The 14975-nt window shown below is 64.6% G+C and carries 11 protein-coding genes; 8 read left to right on the forward strand and 3 right to left on the reverse strand.

Annotated features, from left to right (window positions below):
- The first annotated feature begins 227 nt into the window (after positions 1-227).
- The 3 genes from NLM25_RS40055 to NLM25_RS40065 are packed head-to-tail and all read left to right on the forward strand — an operon-like array spanning position 228 to position 3470.
- Entirely contained in the window at positions 228-1280 is a 1053-nt protein-coding gene (locus NLM25_RS40055) for an Ldh family oxidoreductase (RefSeq protein ID WP_254140561.1), read from the forward strand.
- A gap of 22 nt (positions 1281-1302) precedes the next feature.
- Positions 1303-2670, forward strand: coding sequence for an LLM class flavin-dependent oxidoreductase (locus NLM25_RS40060; RefSeq protein WP_254140562.1), 1368 nt, complete (start codon positions 1303-1305; stop codon positions 2668-2670).
- Between the two features lie 14 nt (positions 2671-2684).
- Complete coding sequence (locus tag NLM25_RS40065; RefSeq protein WP_254140563.1) at positions 2685-3470, forward strand: fumarylacetoacetate hydrolase family protein; 786 nt, start codon at positions 2685-2687, stop codon at positions 3468-3470.
- Between the two features lie 117 nt (positions 3471-3587).
- Here the strand turns inward: NLM25_RS40065 and NLM25_RS40070 are convergent, their stop codons facing one another.
- The gene (locus tag NLM25_RS40070; RefSeq protein WP_254140564.1) at positions 3588-4043 is read right to left on the reverse strand and encodes an Lrp/AsnC family transcriptional regulator; all 456 of its coding nucleotides are present in this window, start codon (positions 4041-4043) and stop codon (positions 3588-3590) included.
- 154 nt (positions 4044-4197) lie between these two features.
- Between NLM25_RS40070 and NLM25_RS40075 the strand changes: the two genes are divergently transcribed.
- Together NLM25_RS40075 and iaaH are read left to right on the forward strand one after the other, a co-directional pair.
- Complete coding sequence (locus tag NLM25_RS40075; RefSeq protein ID WP_254140565.1) at positions 4198-7647, forward strand: indolepyruvate ferredoxin oxidoreductase family protein; 3450 nt, start codon at positions 4198-4200, stop codon at positions 7645-7647.
- 73 nt (positions 7648-7720) lie between these two features.
- The gene (iaaH, locus tag NLM25_RS40080; protein WP_254141349.1) at positions 7721-9139 is read left to right on the forward strand and encodes an indoleacetamide hydrolase; all 1419 of its coding nucleotides are present in this window, start codon (positions 7721-7723) and stop codon (positions 9137-9139) included.
- A gap of 113 nt (positions 9140-9252) precedes the next feature.
- Here iaaH and NLM25_RS40085 read toward each other — a convergent pair whose 3' ends face one another.
- A complete protein-coding gene (locus tag NLM25_RS40085; RefSeq protein ID WP_254123391.1) occupies positions 9253-10161 on the reverse strand; it encodes a LysR family transcriptional regulator in 909 nt (302 codons plus the stop codon).
- Between the two features lie 277 nt (positions 10162-10438).
- On the opposite strand from NLM25_RS40085, the gene NLM25_RS40090 reads away from it, so the two are divergent.
- The 3 genes from NLM25_RS40090 (at position 10439) to NLM25_RS40100 (ending at position 13844) form a co-directional block, all read left to right on the forward strand.
- A complete protein-coding gene (locus tag NLM25_RS40090; protein WP_254140566.1) occupies positions 10439-11620 on the forward strand; it encodes an HlyD family secretion protein in 1182 nt (393 codons plus the stop codon).
- A 116-nt stretch (positions 11621-11736) separates the two neighbouring features.
- Positions 11737-13353, forward strand: coding sequence for an MDR family MFS transporter (locus tag NLM25_RS40095; protein WP_254140567.1), 1617 nt, complete (start codon positions 11737-11739; stop codon positions 13351-13353).
- Positions 13354-13382: 29 nt separating this feature from the next.
- Entirely contained in the window at positions 13383-13844 is a 462-nt protein-coding gene (locus NLM25_RS40100; RefSeq protein WP_254123394.1) for a carboxymuconolactone decarboxylase family protein, read from the forward strand.
- Between the two features lie 143 nt (positions 13845-13987).
- Here the strand turns inward: NLM25_RS40100 and NLM25_RS40105 are convergent, their stop codons facing one another.
- On the reverse strand, positions 13988-14848 hold the full coding sequence (locus NLM25_RS40105) for a D-amino-acid transaminase (RefSeq protein WP_254140568.1): 861 nt from the start codon (positions 14846-14848) through the stop codon (positions 13988-13990).
- Positions 14849-14975 lie beyond the last annotated feature (127 nt).

Below are 14975 nucleotides of genomic sequence, written 5' to 3' on the forward strand. Positions count from 1 at the left end.
GTCGTTATTGCGCGCTGCAAACCCTCGATCAAAGTGAACGAGCTGCGAACGGCAGGCGCAAAACTGTCGGGAATGCCGCCGCGCGGGAGGAATCTTCGACCAAAGGCGCGCTCTCTTTGCGAATTTGCAGCCCTGTATTGGTTTACGGGAGATTGATATCGCTCCCGCGCTTTGAGACGATGGCTCACAACAATGAGCCCGTTAAGGGCACATGCCGGGGAAACGCCATGCCCATCGTCAAGGCCGACCGCCTCACGCGCATCAGCGCAGCACTGCTCCGCGCCGCCGGCGCTTCCGAGGAAGAGGCCGATGCAGTGGCCGTCGGCTGCGTCAACGCCAATCTCGCCGGCCATGACTCCCACGGCGTGATCGCGGTTCCGACCTACATCGATCGCATCAAGGCAGGCCATATCGTTCCCGGCGCCAAATGGTCCATCGTCCAGGAATCGCCGACCACGACCGTGATCGACGGCCAGTGGGGGTTCGGCTTCCACGTCAACGCCAAGGCGATGGCGCTGACGATCGAGAAGGCGAAGACGGCGAACGTCGCCGCCTGCACCGTGTTCCGGCAAAGTCATGTCGGCCGCCTCGCCGCCTATCCGTTGATGGCGATGCGCGAAGGCATGATCGGGATTGCGACGGCGGATTCCGGCCGCTCGCCGAAGCACGTGGCGCCGTTCGGCGGCAAAGAGGCGCGGCTCGGCACCAACCCGATCTCGATCGCGGTGCCGTCCGATCTCGGCGCGCCGTTCTATCTGGACATGGCAACCTCGGCGGTTGCGGCCGGCAAGATCCAGCTCGCCGTCGCCCGCGGCGAGGAGATTCCGACGGGATGGATCATCGATGCCGAGGGACGGCACACCACCGACCCCACGCAATATCGCAAGGGCGGCGCGCTGCTGCCGCTCGGCGGCACCGAGGGCTACAAGGGCAGCGGCCTCGCCGCGATGGTCGAGGTGCTGTGCGGCCTGCTCACCGGTCTCGGCTTCGGCGTCGAACCGACGGGACGTCACAATGACGGCTGCTTCATGGCGGTGTTCAACGTCGCCGCGTTCCGCCCGCTGAAGGATTTCAAGCGCGAGGTCACCGAATTCGCGCACTATCTGAAATCCACGCCGCCCTCCGAAGGCAGCAAGGGCGTGTTCTATCCCGGCGAGATCGAGGGGTTGCGCGAGCAGCAACGCCTGCGCGACGGCATCGAGATCGAGGATGCGACCTGGGAGAAGCTGCGCGCGCTGGCGGACGAGTACCGGCTCGGTACCGTCCTCGATCTGGCCTGACGGAATTTGGGAGAACAGCAGCATGACGCGGCAGATGGTACTTGTCGGCTTCCTCCAGGCGCAGAACTGCACGAATTTGCCGAGCTCGTGGCGGCATCCGGACTCGCGCGACGATTCGATGTCGGCGGACTATTATCAGGAGATCGCCAGGATCCTCGAAGCCGGCAAGTTCCACATGGCGTTCTTCGACGATCGGCTGGCGATGCCCGATCGCTACGGCAACGATCACGCCCATACCGTCGAATACGGCATCCGCTGCGTGAAGATGGATCCGCTGATCGTGCTGACCACGATGGGCATGGTCACCGACAAGCTCGGCCTGGGAGCAACCTGCTCGACCACCTATTACGAGCCGTTCGACGTTGCCCGCCGCTACGCGACGCTCGACCTGATGTCCGGCGGGCGCGCGGGCTGGAACGTCGTGACCTCGCTCAATGACGGCGAGGCGCTGAATATGGGCCGGGACTCCCATCCCGAACACGACTCGCGCTACGACAAGGCCGACGAATTCATGGAGGTCGTGCTCGGCCATTGGGACACATGGGAAGACGGCGCGCTCATCATGGACAAAAAGAGCGGCCGCTTTGCCGATCCGAGCAAGGTGAAGCGGCTCGATCACAAGGGTGCGGCCTTCAAGTCGCGCGGGCCGTTCACCGTACCCCGCTCGGACCAGGGCCATCCTGTCATCATCCAGGCCGGCGCGTCGGGCCGCGGCCAGCGCTTTGCCGGCCGATGGGGCGAGGTGATCTTCACGGCAGCACGCAATCTCGCCGGCGCCAAGGAAGGCTATGCCGCCGTGCGCAACGAGGCCGCGAAAGCCGGCCGCGATCCCGACCAGATGTTCCTCTGCAATTTGACGACGCCGGTCTGCGCCGCGACCAAGGCTGAGGCCGAGGACAAGATGGCGCTGATCAACAAGCTGCCGCTCGAGATCGACGCGCTGTCGCTGCTCGCGGAAGCGCTCAACTACGATTTCGCGTCCAAGGATCTCGACGAGCCGCTGACGACGGACGAGTTGAAGAGCATGCAGGGCATTCTGGGCATCCGCGACGGCGTGCTGAAGAACTCCGGAAAGAGCAATCCGAGCGCGCGCGACTTCGTCACCTTCTCCGGCCGCGGCCAGGTTCATGACGCGATGGTCGGCGGCCCCAAGGAGATCGCGGACAGGCTGGAAGAGATGTTCGTCGAGCGCGGCTGCGACGGGTTCGTCATCGCCGCGACCTATGTGCCCGGCTCCTACGCTGACTTCGTGCGGCATATCGTACCGGAATTGCAGCGCCGCGGCCTGTTCCAGAAGGACTATCGCGGCAAGACGCTGCGGGAAAATCTCGGGCTGAAGCGGCCCGCCGCCGGCGCCTGGAAGGTACAGCCGCGCGATGCCGCGGAATAACCGGAGGAACCGACATGCGCTGGCTCAAATTCACCGCCGCGAACAAGACGTCCTGGGGGATCGTCGAGGGCGACCAGGTCATCGCGGTCGACGGCGATCCCTTCGGCGAATGGCAGCGCACCTCGCGCACGCATTCGCTTGGCGACGTCAAAATCGAGCTGCCGCTGATCCCGCGCACCTTCTATTGCGTCGGCTTGAATTACCTGAAGCACCTGAAGGAAGCCGCCGACAAGCGCGGCGAGGTGCCGGCGGTGCCCGACCGGCCCGAGATCGGCTATCGCGCCCAGAACGCGCTGATCGCGCATGACGAGGAGGTCGTGATCCCGTCCTTTGCGACGGACAAGATCCACTATGAAGGCGAGCTCGTCGTCGTCATCGGCAAGAAGGTGAAGCATCTCACCAAGCAGAACGCGATGGATTGCGTGTTCGGCTACACCGTCGGCAACGACGTCAGCGAACGCAGCTGGCAGAAGGCCGATCGCAGCCTGTGGCGCTCGAAGAACGCCGACACGTTCAAGCCGATGGGGCCGTGGATCGAGACTGAGGCCAATCTGGCGAAAATGGAAACCGTCGTCCGGGTCAACGGCAAGGAGACCAACCGCTTTTACACCAACGACATGATCTTCGGCGTTGTGCCGTTCCTGGTCGAGCTGACCAAGTATTTCACGCTATGGCCGGGTGACGTGATCTGGATGGGCACCGACGGCGCTTCGCCTGACATCAAGCACGGCGATGTCGTGGAGATCGACATCACGGGCGTCGGGACGCTGCGGAATCGTTTTGTGCGCGAGCAGCGGTAACGGAAGTGCCGTAGGGTGGGCAAAGCGAAGCGTGCCCACCGCCTTCGTCATCGGGGCGAGATGGTGGGCACGGCGCTATGCGCCTTTGCCCACCCTACGGCCATCCTGCGAAGCCTCTCAAAACGGCAGCGCGACCCCCGTCTTGATCTCCTTCAGCACCACGTTGCTCCTGACGTAACGGATGCCGGGGATGCGGAACATGAACTCGTCGAGGAAGCGGTTGTAGGCCGCCATGTCCTGCACGACGACGCGCAAATGATAGTCGGCATCGCCCGTGGTCGCGAAGCACTCGAGCACCTCGCGCCGCGTGGTCACCTGCGCGACGAACTGATCGACGAATTTTGCGTCGTGCCGCTCCAGCGAGACGTGGAGAATGGCGGACATCGCAAAACCCGCCTGCTCTCGCACGACCAGCGCCGCATAACCCTTGATGACACCAGCCTCTTCCAGCGCCCGCACCCGGCGCCAGCAGGCTGAGGTGGACATGCCGACCTCGTCCGCGAGTTGCTGGTTGGTGGCGCGGCCGTCTTTCTGGAGGTGGGCAAGAATCCGCGTATCCTGATCTTCGATCATGAAGGCACCTCCATTCGATAGATTACACCAATAATTGATCTCCCGAGAAAAATTCTACCGATTTTTCCTCCCTATCAGAATGAATAGGTAAGACCTACCAGTCGCCCGGGCCTACCCTTTGCCAATCCGGCACCGACGCCGCGCGAGGTCCGCCATGGACGCCATTCCATCATTCGACGCCTACGAGCTCTCCGACCGCTACGACCGCGAGGAGGGGCGCGTCTTCCTCACGGGCACGCAGGCCATCGTCCGCATCGCGCTTGACCAGGTGCAGCGCGACCGTGCCGCGGGGCTCAACACCGCGGGTTTCATCTCCGGCTATCGCGGCTCGCCGCTCGGCGGCATTGATCTCGAGCTCTGGCGCATCCAGGAGCGGCTCAAGCGGGACCGCATCGAATTCCTGCCGGCGGTGAACGAGGACCTCGCGGCAACCGCGGTGCTCGGCTCGCAGCAGGTCGAAACGCAGGCCGATCGTGACGTCGATGGCGTGTTCGGGCTCTGGTACGGCAAAGGCCCCGGCGTCGATCGCTCCGGCGATGCCCTCAAGCACGGCAACGCCTACGGTTCCTCGCCGCATGGCGGCGTGCTGGTCGTCGCGGGCGACGACCATGGCTGCGTCTCCTCCTCGATGCCGCACCAATCCGATGTCGCCTTCATGAGCTGGTTCATGCCGACGCTGCACCCCGCAAGCGTCAGCGAATATCTCGAATTCGGCGAATATGGCTACGCGTTGAGTCGCTTCTCCGGCATGTGGGTCGGCTTCAAGGCGATCTCGGAGATTGTCGAGTCAGGCGCATCCGTCGCGCTGCGCCCGCCGCGCGCCTTCCGCACGCCCGACTTCACGCCGCCACCCGGCGGCCTGCACTATCGCTGGCCGGATCTGCCGGGCCCGCAGATCGAGGAACGGCTGGAGGCAAAGAAACACGCGGTCTACGCCTTCGCGAAGGCCAATCCGATCGATCGCCACATCTACGACATTCCCAACGCCACCTACGGCATCGTCACCACGGGCAAGGCGCATCTCGACCTGATGGAGGCGCTGCGGCTGATGGGCCTTGATGAAGCGGCCTGCCGCAACATCGGCGTCGACGTCTACAAGGTCGGCATGGTCTGGCCGCTGGCGCTGCATGACGCGATGGACTTCGTGAAGGGCAAGCGCGAGATCCTCGTGGTCGAGGAAAAGCGCGGCATCATCGAGAGCCAGTTCAAGGAATATTTCTACGACTATCCTGGCTCAAAGCCCGAGCGCATGGTCGGCAAGCACGACGAGACCGGTGCTCGGCTGATCTCCTGGATTGGCGAATTGTCGCCGCGTGCGCTGGCGTCCGTGCTGGCGCGCCGGCTCGATCCGATGTTTCCCGGGCTCAATCTCGCCGCGCGCGCCGCCGCGCTGCTGCCGGAGGCAGCCCGAACGATCAATGTCCCAGGCGCAACGCGTACGCCATATTTCTGCTCGGGATGCCCGCACAACACGTCGACAAAGGTGCCGGAAGGCTCCAAGGCGCTGGCCGGCATCGGTTGCCACTTCATGGCAAGCTGGATGGACCGCGAGACATCGTCGCTGATCCAGATGGGCGGCGAAGGCGTGAACTGGGCGGCCTCGTCACGCTTCACCGGCCACAAGCACGTCTTCCAGAATCTCGGCGAAGGCACTTACTATCATTCGGGCTCAATGGCGATCCGGCAGGCGATCGCAGCCAAAGCCAACATCACCTACAAGATCCTGTTCAACGATGCCGTCGCCATGACCGGCGGTCAGCCGGTCGACGGCCCCATCAGTGTGCATGCCATCGCGCACAGCGTCCGCGCCGAAGGCGTTGGGCGCATCGCGCTGGTGTCGGATGACCCCGCGCAGTTTTCTTCGGGAGACCTGCCGATCGGCGTCACCATCCATCCGCGCGAGGAGATGGACGCCGTACAGCGCGAACTGCGCGAGGTCTCCGGCGTCTCGGTGCTGATCTATCAGCAGACCTGCGCCACCGAGAAGCGGCGCCGGCGCAAGCGCGGGCAGACCGCCGATCCCAAGCGCTTCGCCTACATCAACGACCTCGTCTGCGAAGGCTGCGGCGACTGCTCGGTCGAGTCCAACTGCCTCAGCGTCGAGCCGAAGGAGACGCCGTTCGGCCGCAAGCGCCAGATCAATCTCTCGACCTGCAACAAGGATTTTTCCTGCCTCAACGGCTTTTGCCCGAGCTTCGTCACCGTCGAAGGCGCAATCCGCCGGAAGAAAAGCGCGAGCCAGATCGACGCGATCGGTCGCGCGGCGACGCTCCCCCTGCCTGCTCCCGCTACGCTCGACCGTCCCTATGACCTGCTGGTGACCGGCGTCGGCGGCACCGGCGTGATCACGGTCGGCGCGCTGATCGGCATGGCCGCGCATCTGGAACGAAGCGGGGTCTCGGTGCTCGATTTCACGGGCTTTGCGCAGAAGTTCGGGCCGGTGTTGAGCTATATCCGGCTTGCCGCGAGCCCCGAGGCGCTGCACCAGGTCCGCATCGACCAGGGCGCCGCCGATGCACTGATCGGCTGCGACCTCGTCGTCAGCTCATCACCAAAGGCGTCCGGAACCTATCGCCGCGGCACGCGCGCCGCAGTCAACACCGCGGAGATGCCGACCGGCGACGTCGTCCGCTTCCGCGACGCCGATCTCGCCTCGCCCGCCCGCCTGCGCGCCATCCGCCAGGTGATCGGCGACGGCAATCTCGACACGATCAACGCCAACGCTCTGGCCGAACGCCTGCTCGGCGATGCCGTCTATGCCAACATCATCATGCTCGGCTTTGCCTGGCAGCGCGGTCTCGTGCCGATCTCGCTGCAAGCGCTGCTGCGCGCGATCGAACTCAACGGCGTCGCGGTCGAGCGCAACAAGCAGGCCTTTGCCTGGGGCCGGATCGCCGCAGCCGATCCGGACTTCCTGCCGAAGGCTGACGAGGCATCCGAGGCCGAGACGCTCGACCAGCTCATCGCCCGCCGCGCCGATTTCCTCATCGCCTATCAAGACGAAGCCTATGCGACGCGCTATCGGACAATCGTGGCAAGAGTCCGCAACGCCGAAATCGCCCTCGGCAGCGAGGCGCTGACCGAGGCGGTCGCCCGCTCCCTGTTCAAGCTGATGGCCTACAAGGACGAATACGAGGTGGCGCGCCTCCACATGCGGACCGACTTCCTGGACGAATTGAAGCGTGAGTTCGACGACGGTTTCAGCATCCAATATCACCTCGCCCCGCCGTTCCTGTCATCCAAACGCGACGCCCGCGGCTGGCCGCGCAAGCGTGCCTTCGGCCAGTGGATCCAGATGCCGCTCGCCATGCTGGCGCGGTTGAAGGGATTGCGCGGGACGCCGCTCGATCCATTCGGCTACGCGGAGGAGCGGCGGGCGGAGCGCGAGCTGATCGGCTGGTATGAAGGCTTGATCGAACGGATGCTCGGCGGGCTTGACGTGGCGCATCTGCCAAGTCTCGTCGCTATTGCAAAAGCGCCGATGGATATCCGCGGCTACGGCCCAGTGAAGGACGCCGCGATCGCGAAGGTGAAGCCCGAGGCGGAGCGCCTGCTCACCGAATTGGCAACATCATCGCCGGCAAAGATGCGCGCCTGGAGTTGACGCGGCGCCGGCGAGGCTTCAGCCTCCCGGCCCGGGGCTCCCTGATGGCGCCCCTGCAACCGGGTGATGCATGATGGATCTCGATCAGTTGACCCTAACCCAGGCCGCGGCCGACCTTCGCGCCGGAAAAGTCACGAGCACCGCCCTCACGACGGAGGCGCTGACCCGCGCCAAGGCCGGCGCCGATCTCAATGCCTTCGTCACCCTCGACGAAGCCGGCGCCTTGAAGGCCGCGACAGCGTTCGATGCGACCGGCGACAAGGACAAGCCGCTCGGCGGCGTGCCCGTCGCGATCAAGGACAATATCGAGGTCGCCGGGCTTCCCTGCAGCGCCGGAACGCCGGCGCTGCAGGGTTACGTCCCGAAGGCCGACGCGCCAGTGGTCGCGAAGCTCCGCGCCGCGGGCGCGATCATCATCGGCAAGACCAGCATGCACGAGCTCGCCTTCGGCATCTCCGGCTACAATACCGCGTTCAAGACCGGCGCGGAGTTCGGCGTGCGCAACGCCTACGATCGCAGCCTGATCGCCGGCGGTTCCTCCTCAGGCACGGGCGCAGCGATCGGCGCGCGGATCGTCGCGGGCGGGCTCGGCACCGACACCGGCGGATCGGTCAGGGTCCCGGGCGCGTTGAATGGATGCGCCTCGCTGCGCCCGACGGTCGGACGTTACCCGCAAACCGGCATCGCGCCGATCTCGCACACCCGCGACACCGCAGGCCCGATGGCCACGACCATGGCGGACGTCGAACTGCTCGACCGCGTCATCGCCGGTAGGGACGCGATTCAGCCGGCGGATCTGAAGCAGGTGCGGATCGGCGTCGTAAGATCGATGCTGACCAATCTCGACACCGACACCGAAGCCGCCTTCCAGGCGGCGGTCGTGCAGATCAAGGCGCAGGGCATCACGGTCGTCGAGATCGAGATGCCGCAACTCGCCGAGCTCAACGGTCAGGTCAGCTTTCCCGTCGCGCTGTACGAAGCCTATGACGACATGGTCGCCTATCTCAGTCACACCGGCACCGGGATCAGCATCGAGGCGCTGGTGAAGGACATCGCCAGCCCCGATGTGAAGGGCACCTATGAGGGCCTCGTGATCCCGCGCAAGCTGCCCGGCCCCGGCGACACGCTGCTCGACGCCAGGCCGATTTACGACGCCGCGATCAAGACCGCGCGTCCGGCCCTGCAGGCGCTCTACGGCAGGACCTTTGCCGATAACCGGCTCGATGCCATCGCCTTCCCGACCACGCCACGCGTCGCAATCCCATCCAATCCCGACTCCAGCAGCCTCGAAAATTTCGGCCTGTTCATCCAGAACACCGATCCCGGCAGCAATGCCGGCATTCCCGGGATCCAGATTCCGATCGCGCTCGGCGCCACCAGCAAATTGCCTGTAGGACTCGAGCTGGACGGTCCCGCGGGCAGCGACGAGCGGCTGCTTGCAATCGGCATGGCGCTTGATGGTGTATTCGGACGGCTGCCGGCGCCGCGCTGACGCTCTTGTAGGGTGGGCAAAGCGGAGCGTGCCCACGATTTCCACCGATTGGAAAAGATGGTGGGCACGGCGCTTTGCGCCTTTGCCCACCCTACGGCACTGACGTCTTGACCTCACGAATACGGATTGATCAGCTTCTGCTGCTCGGCGCTGTGATGCACGAGCATGTCGATGAAGGTCCTGACCTTCGCCGACAGATGATGCTTGTGCGGATAGACCGCGTTCATCGACATCTCGACGGGACGATACTCCGGCAGGAGGCGCACCAGCCGGCCGGCGTCGAGATCGTCGGCGACCAGGAATCCGGCCGCGAGGCTGACGCCCAGGCCTTGCAATGCGGCCTCGCGCAGCGCCTCGCCGCTGTTGGTGATCAGATTGCCCGATACGCGCACCGAGGCCGGCATGCCCTTGCGGTCGAAGAAGCGCCACTCGTCGAACGGATAGTTGATGTGACGCACGCAATTGCGCTCGGCGAGCTCCTCGAGCTTCGAGACGCGCCCATGCGCCTCGATATAGGCGTGCGAGCAGCACAGCACGTGCCGCCAGGTCGCAAGACTCCGCACGATCAGACTGGAGTCCGGCGGCGCGATCATGCGCAGCGCGAGATCAAAGCCCTCCTCGATCAGGTCGACATTGGTCTCGCCCATGCGCAAATCGACCTTGACCTCCGGATAGGTCGCGAGGAATTCGGCCATCACGGGCGCGACGAACGGCACCATGTGGGTGGCGGTGTGAATGCGCAGCGTGCCGCGCGGCGTCGATTGCAGTGCGCCGGCGATATCGTCGGCCTGTTCGATATCGGCGAGGATCTGGATCGCGCGGTCGTAGTAGGCCTTGCCGATCTCGGTGAGGTTGACCTTGCGCGTGGTGCGCTGAAGCAGCCTCACCCCAAGCCGGTCTTCCAGCGCCTGAACGTGATTGCTCACCATGGTGGTCGACATGTTGAGCTTGCGGGCAGCTGCAGAGAAGCCGCCGGTCTCGACCACCCGGCTGAAGACTTCGAGGCTGGTCAATCGGTCCATGCCGCCTGATTATCCGCTTTCGATCGATAATCGCAAGGAATTCGACCGGATTATCCATCAAACGGTCTCACCCGCCGAGATGGTGCATGTTGGCAGCAATCGCTCGACAGGCGCGGCAATCGCTCTGGGGCAGTCGCACCTCTGGTTCGATAGACCAAACACTCCAAGGCGCCGACCCCGGACCATCCACTCGGAGTGGATAATCCTTCCAGCATTTCGCCGATTATCGCTCGAACCGGAAAGACCGATAGTCGCTGCCAGCCGATAGGAGACCGCGATGTCCGAGATGCCCCGCACCGAAAACTTCCGGCAAGCTACTGAAATCACTCAAGATCATCCTCAGCCCGCGCGGCCTGCGCCGGCCCGGAAGATGGTCCGGCGCGCGGCGCTGGTACTCGCGCTCCTCGCAGGCACGGCAGCGATGATCTATTACGGGCACGACTACTGGACCAACGGCCGCTATCTCGAGACGACCGACGACGCCTATGTGAAGGCGGATTCCACCATCGTCGCGCCCAAGGTTTCCGGCTACATCGCCAAGGTACTGGTCGGCGACAACGAGAAGGTCAGAGCGGGCCAGACGCTGGCGAAGATCGACGACCGCGACTTCAAGGCCGCGCTCGACCAGGCCCGCGCCGATGTCGCCGCGGGCGAAGCCTCGGTGCGCAACATCGACGCCCAGCTCGAACTGCAGCAGCCGATCATCGAGCAGAGCACGGCCGACGTCAGCGCGGCGGACGCCAATCTGAAGTTCGCGCAGGAGGAACGCGCCCGCTACGACGACCTCATGAAGTCGGGCTCCGGCACGATCCAGCGCGCACAGCAGACCGATGCAGCGCTGCGCGCCAGCAACGCGCAATTGCAGCACGCGAAATCGGGCCTGGTGGCCGCGCAGCGCAAGGTCGACGTGCTCACCACCCAGCGCGCCCAGGCCACGGCCCAGCTCGACCGCGCCCGCGCCGTCGCGAAGCAGGCGGCGTTGAACCTGTCCTATACCGAGATCACCGCACCGGTTGACGGCACGGTCGGCGCCCGGAGCTTGCGCGTCGGCCAGTTCGTGCAGGCCGGCACGCAATTGATGGCGGTGGTGCCGCTCGATGCCGTCTATGTGGTCGCGAACTTCAAGGAGACGCAGCTCACGCACGTTCGTCCGGGCCAGCCGGTCGAGCTCCACGTCGACAGCTTCCGCAACCAGACCCTGCGCGGCCATGTCGACAGCCTGTCGCCGGCGAGCGGTTTGGAGTTCGCACTGCTGCCGCCCGACAACGCCACCGGCAATTTCACCAAGATCGTGCAGCGCGTGCCGGTGAAGATCGTGCTCGACGACCACCGCTTGACCGGCCTGCTGCGCCCCGGCATGTCCGCGGTGCCGACGGTCGACACCAAGGCAACGGTGCTCGCCGAGCGCGAGACGGCCAAGCGCCTCGCCGACAACGCGGTCCGCCCGAACGGCGGCTGAGGCAGGGGAGACCGGCAGGATTATCAAGTCTTGCCGGACGATCCTTCCCACGCTCCCTCGATTATCGAAACCAACCGCCCGATGCATCCTGTCTCCGAGAGCGAGACGAGGCTTCCATGAGCACGCTCCAACCGACCGTCAACGCCGCTTCCGCTGCCAGCATCCCCACCCCTGCTGCGCCCGCCACGCCGGCAGTTTCCGCAAAAACCTGGATCGCGGTGATCGGCGCGACCCTCGGCGCCTTCATGGCGGTGCTGAACATCCAGATCGTCAACGCTTCGCTCGCCGACATCCAGGGCGCGATCGGCGCCGGCATCGATGACGGCGGCTGGATCTCGACCTCTTATCTGATCGCCGAGATCGTGGTGATTCCGCTGTCCGGCTGGCTCGCGCAGGTGTTCTCGATCCGGATCTATCTGCTCACCAATGCGGTCCTATTCCTGATCCTGTCCGCTGCCTGCGCGCTGGCGCAGGACCTGTCGCAAATGATCGTGCTGCGCGCGGTGCAGGGTTTCACCGGCGGCGTGCTGATCCCGATGGCCTTCACGCTCATCATCACGCTATTGCCTCGCGCGAAGCAGCCGGTGGGCCTTGCACTGTTCGCGCTGTCCGCGACGTTCGCGCCGGCAATCGGCCCGACCATCGGCGGCTATCTCACCGAGAATTTCGGCTGGCAGTACATTTTCTACGTCAACCTCGTGCCCGGCGCGATCATGGTCGGCATGCTCTGGTACGCACTCGAGCCCAGGCCGATGAAGCTGTCGCTGCTCGCGGAAGGCGACTGGGCCGGCATCATCACCATGGCGATCGGCCTGTCGGCACTCCAGACCGTACTGGAAGAAGGTAACAAGGACGACTGGTTCGGCTCGCCCTTCATCGTCAAGCTGTCGGTCATCGCCGCCGTCGCGCTGACCGTCTTCCTCGTCATCGAGCTCACGGTGAAGAAGCCACTGCTCAATTTGCGCCTGCTGGTTCGCCGCAATTTCGGCTTCGGCATGCTCGCGAACTTCCTGCTCGGTGTCGCGCTCTATGGCTCGGTGTTCATCCTGCCGCAATATCTGGCGCGCATCCAGGGCTACAACGCCGAGCAGATCGGCATGGTACTGGCCTGGACCGGACTGCCGCAGCTCGTGCTGATCCCGCTGGTGCCGCGACTGATGCAGAAGTTCGACGCACGGATCATCATCGGCATCGGCTTCGTCCTGTTCGCGGCCTCGAACTTCATGAACATCTACATGACGAGCAACTATGCCGCCGATCAATTGTTCTGGCCCAACGTGGTTCGTGCGATCGGCCAGGCGCTGGTCATGGCGCCGCTGTCAGCGGTCGCGACATCCGGCATCGAAGCGGAGAATGCGGGCTCGGCCTCCGGCCTGTTCAACATGATGCGCAATCTCGGCGGCGCCGTCGGCATCGCGCTGCTGCAAACCCTGCTGACCAAGCGCGAGCAGTATCACTCCAACGTTCTGATGCAGTCGGTCTCGGTGTTCGAGCAGGCGACGCGGACCCGGCTGGAGCAGCTCACCCAATATTTCGTCAATCACGGCATTCTCGACCGGGCGGACGCCGCGCACCGCGCCTATGTCGCGATCGGCCATATCGTGCAGAAGCAGGCCTACATCCTCGCCTTCAGCGACACTTTCTATCTGCTCGGCATGGCGCTGATCGTGGCGCTCGCCGCCGTCCTCTTCCTGAAGAAGCCCGGCCAGACCTCGGCCGGTGGTGCACACTGACCTCAACCCAGCAAGCAAGGAGAACGACCATGAAACCTCGCATGAACTTCTACCAGGCCGCCCCCGACACGATGAAGGCTCTGATGGCGCTGGAGGAGCAGATCCAGTCCACAGGACTCGAGAAATCGCTGATCGAGCTCGTGAAGATCCGGGCGTCGCAGATCAACGGCTGTGCCTTCTGCATCAACATGCACACCGAGGACGCCCGCAAGCGCGGCGAGACCGAACAGCGCATCTACCTGCTCAACGCCTGGCGCGAATCCCCGCTCTATACCGACCGCGAACGCGCCGCTCTGGCCTGGGCGGAATCGGTGACGCTGATTTCGGAGACCCACGCGCCCGACGATGTCTATGAGCAGGTCCGCGCCCAGTTCTCCGATGCGGAGACGGTGAACCTGACGATGCTGATCGGCGCCATCAATGCCTGGAACAGGCTGGCGATCGCGTTCCGCGCGGTTCATCCGGTGAAGGTAAAGGCATCGGCGGCGTAAAGGGCGGGCCGTCCCTCACGGGCGGTCCCGTAGGGTAGGCAAAGCGAAGCGTGCCCACCACTTCTATCGAGATACAAAAGAGAAAGATGGTGGGCACGGCGCAAGCGCGCCTTTGCCCACCCTACGACAGTGGAATATGCGGCTCAGACCGCCGTCGCCTTGGCGAACTCCACGTAGATCTCGCGCAGCCGCGTGGCCATCGGACCGGGCTTGCCGTCGCCGACCTTCTTGCCGTCGATCGCAACCACCGGCTGGACGAACAGCGACGCCGAGGTGGCAAAGGCTTCCTTGGCGGCGAGCGCTTCGGCCACCGTGAAAGAACGCTCCTCGACGCGGAGCTGGCGCTCCTCGGCGAGCGCCACCACGGCCTTGCGGGTGCAGCCCGGCAGGATCGCGTTGGAGTTCTTGCGGGTCACGATGACATCGTCCTTGGTCAGGATGAACGCCGAGGACGAGCCGCCTTCGGTGACGTATCCGTCTTCCAGCATCCAGGCTTCGCCGGCGCCGGCTTCGGCCGCGGCCTGCTTCGCCAGCACCTGCGCGAGCAGCGCCACGCTCTTGATGTCGCGCCGCTCCCAGCGGATGTCGGGCACGGTGATTACGTTGATGCCGGTCTTGGCCGAGCTGGCGTTGATGATGTCTTTCTCCGAGGTGAACATCACCAGGCTCGACTTGACGTCGGCCTTGGGGAAGGCGAAGTCGCGGCCCTTGTCGGCGCCACGCGTGACCTGGAGATAGACGAGGCCGTTCTCGACCTTGTTGCGCGCAATGAGCTCCTTCTGGAGCTCGGTGATGCGCTCGACCGTCTCCGGCAGCTTCAGCTTGATCTCGCCGACCGATCGCTCCAGGCGCGTCAGATGCGAGGCGTTGTCGACCAGCTTGCCGTCCAGCACGGCCGAGACCTCGTAGATGCCGTCGGCGAACAGGAAGCCACGATCGAGGACCGAGATTTTGGCATCCGAGAGCGGGACGAATGAGCCGTTGACGTAGGCGATCGGGTCCAAGGCGGGTCTCCTGACGGGAAAATGGGGATTTAGGGCGTTATAGCCGATTGAGGGGAGCAATCACCCCTCTATTCGTCATTCCGGGGCATTCGCGCAGCGAATGAACCCGGAATCTCGAGATTCCGGG

It is taken from the genome of Bradyrhizobium sp. CCGB01, from assembly GCF_024199795.1.
Classification (GTDB): Bacteria; Pseudomonadota; Alphaproteobacteria; order Rhizobiales; family Xanthobacteraceae; genus Bradyrhizobium.

Excerpts from the sequence above, each read along its gene's own strand:
- NLM25_RS40075 (WP_254140565.1), top strand. The coding sequence starts at position 4,198 with ATGGACGCCATTCCATCATTCGACGCCTACGAGCTCTCCGACCGCTAC.
- NLM25_RS40060 (WP_254140562.1), top strand. The coding sequence starts at position 1,303 with ATGACGCGGCAGATGGTACTTGTCGGCTTCCTCCAGGCGCAGAACTGC.
- NLM25_RS40095 (WP_254140567.1), top strand. The coding sequence starts at position 11,737 with ATGAGCACGCTCCAACCGACCGTCAACGCCGCTTCCGCTGCCAGCATC.
- NLM25_RS40065 (WP_254140563.1), top strand. The coding sequence starts at position 2,685 with ATGCGCTGGCTCAAATTCACCGCCGCGAACAAGACGTCCTGGGGGATC.
- NLM25_RS40100 (WP_254123394.1), top strand. The coding sequence starts at position 13,383 with ATGAAACCTCGCATGAACTTCTACCAGGCCGCCCCCGACACGATGAAG.
- NLM25_RS40090 (WP_254140566.1), top strand. The coding sequence starts at position 10,439 with ATGTCCGAGATGCCCCGCACCGAAAACTTCCGGCAAGCTACTGAAATC.
- NLM25_RS40055 (WP_254140561.1), top strand. The coding sequence starts at position 228 with ATGCCCATCGTCAAGGCCGACCGCCTCACGCGCATCAGCGCAGCACTG.
- NLM25_RS40070 (WP_254140564.1), bottom strand. The coding sequence starts at position 4,043 with ATGATCGAAGATCAGGATACGCGGATTCTTGCCCACCTCCAGAAAGAC.
- iaaH (WP_254141349.1), top strand. The coding sequence starts at position 7,721 with ATGGATCTCGATCAGTTGACCCTAACCCAGGCCGCGGCCGACCTTCGC.
- NLM25_RS40085 (WP_254123391.1), bottom strand. The coding sequence starts at position 10,161 with ATGGACCGATTGACCAGCCTCGAAGTCTTCAGCCGGGTGGTCGAGACC.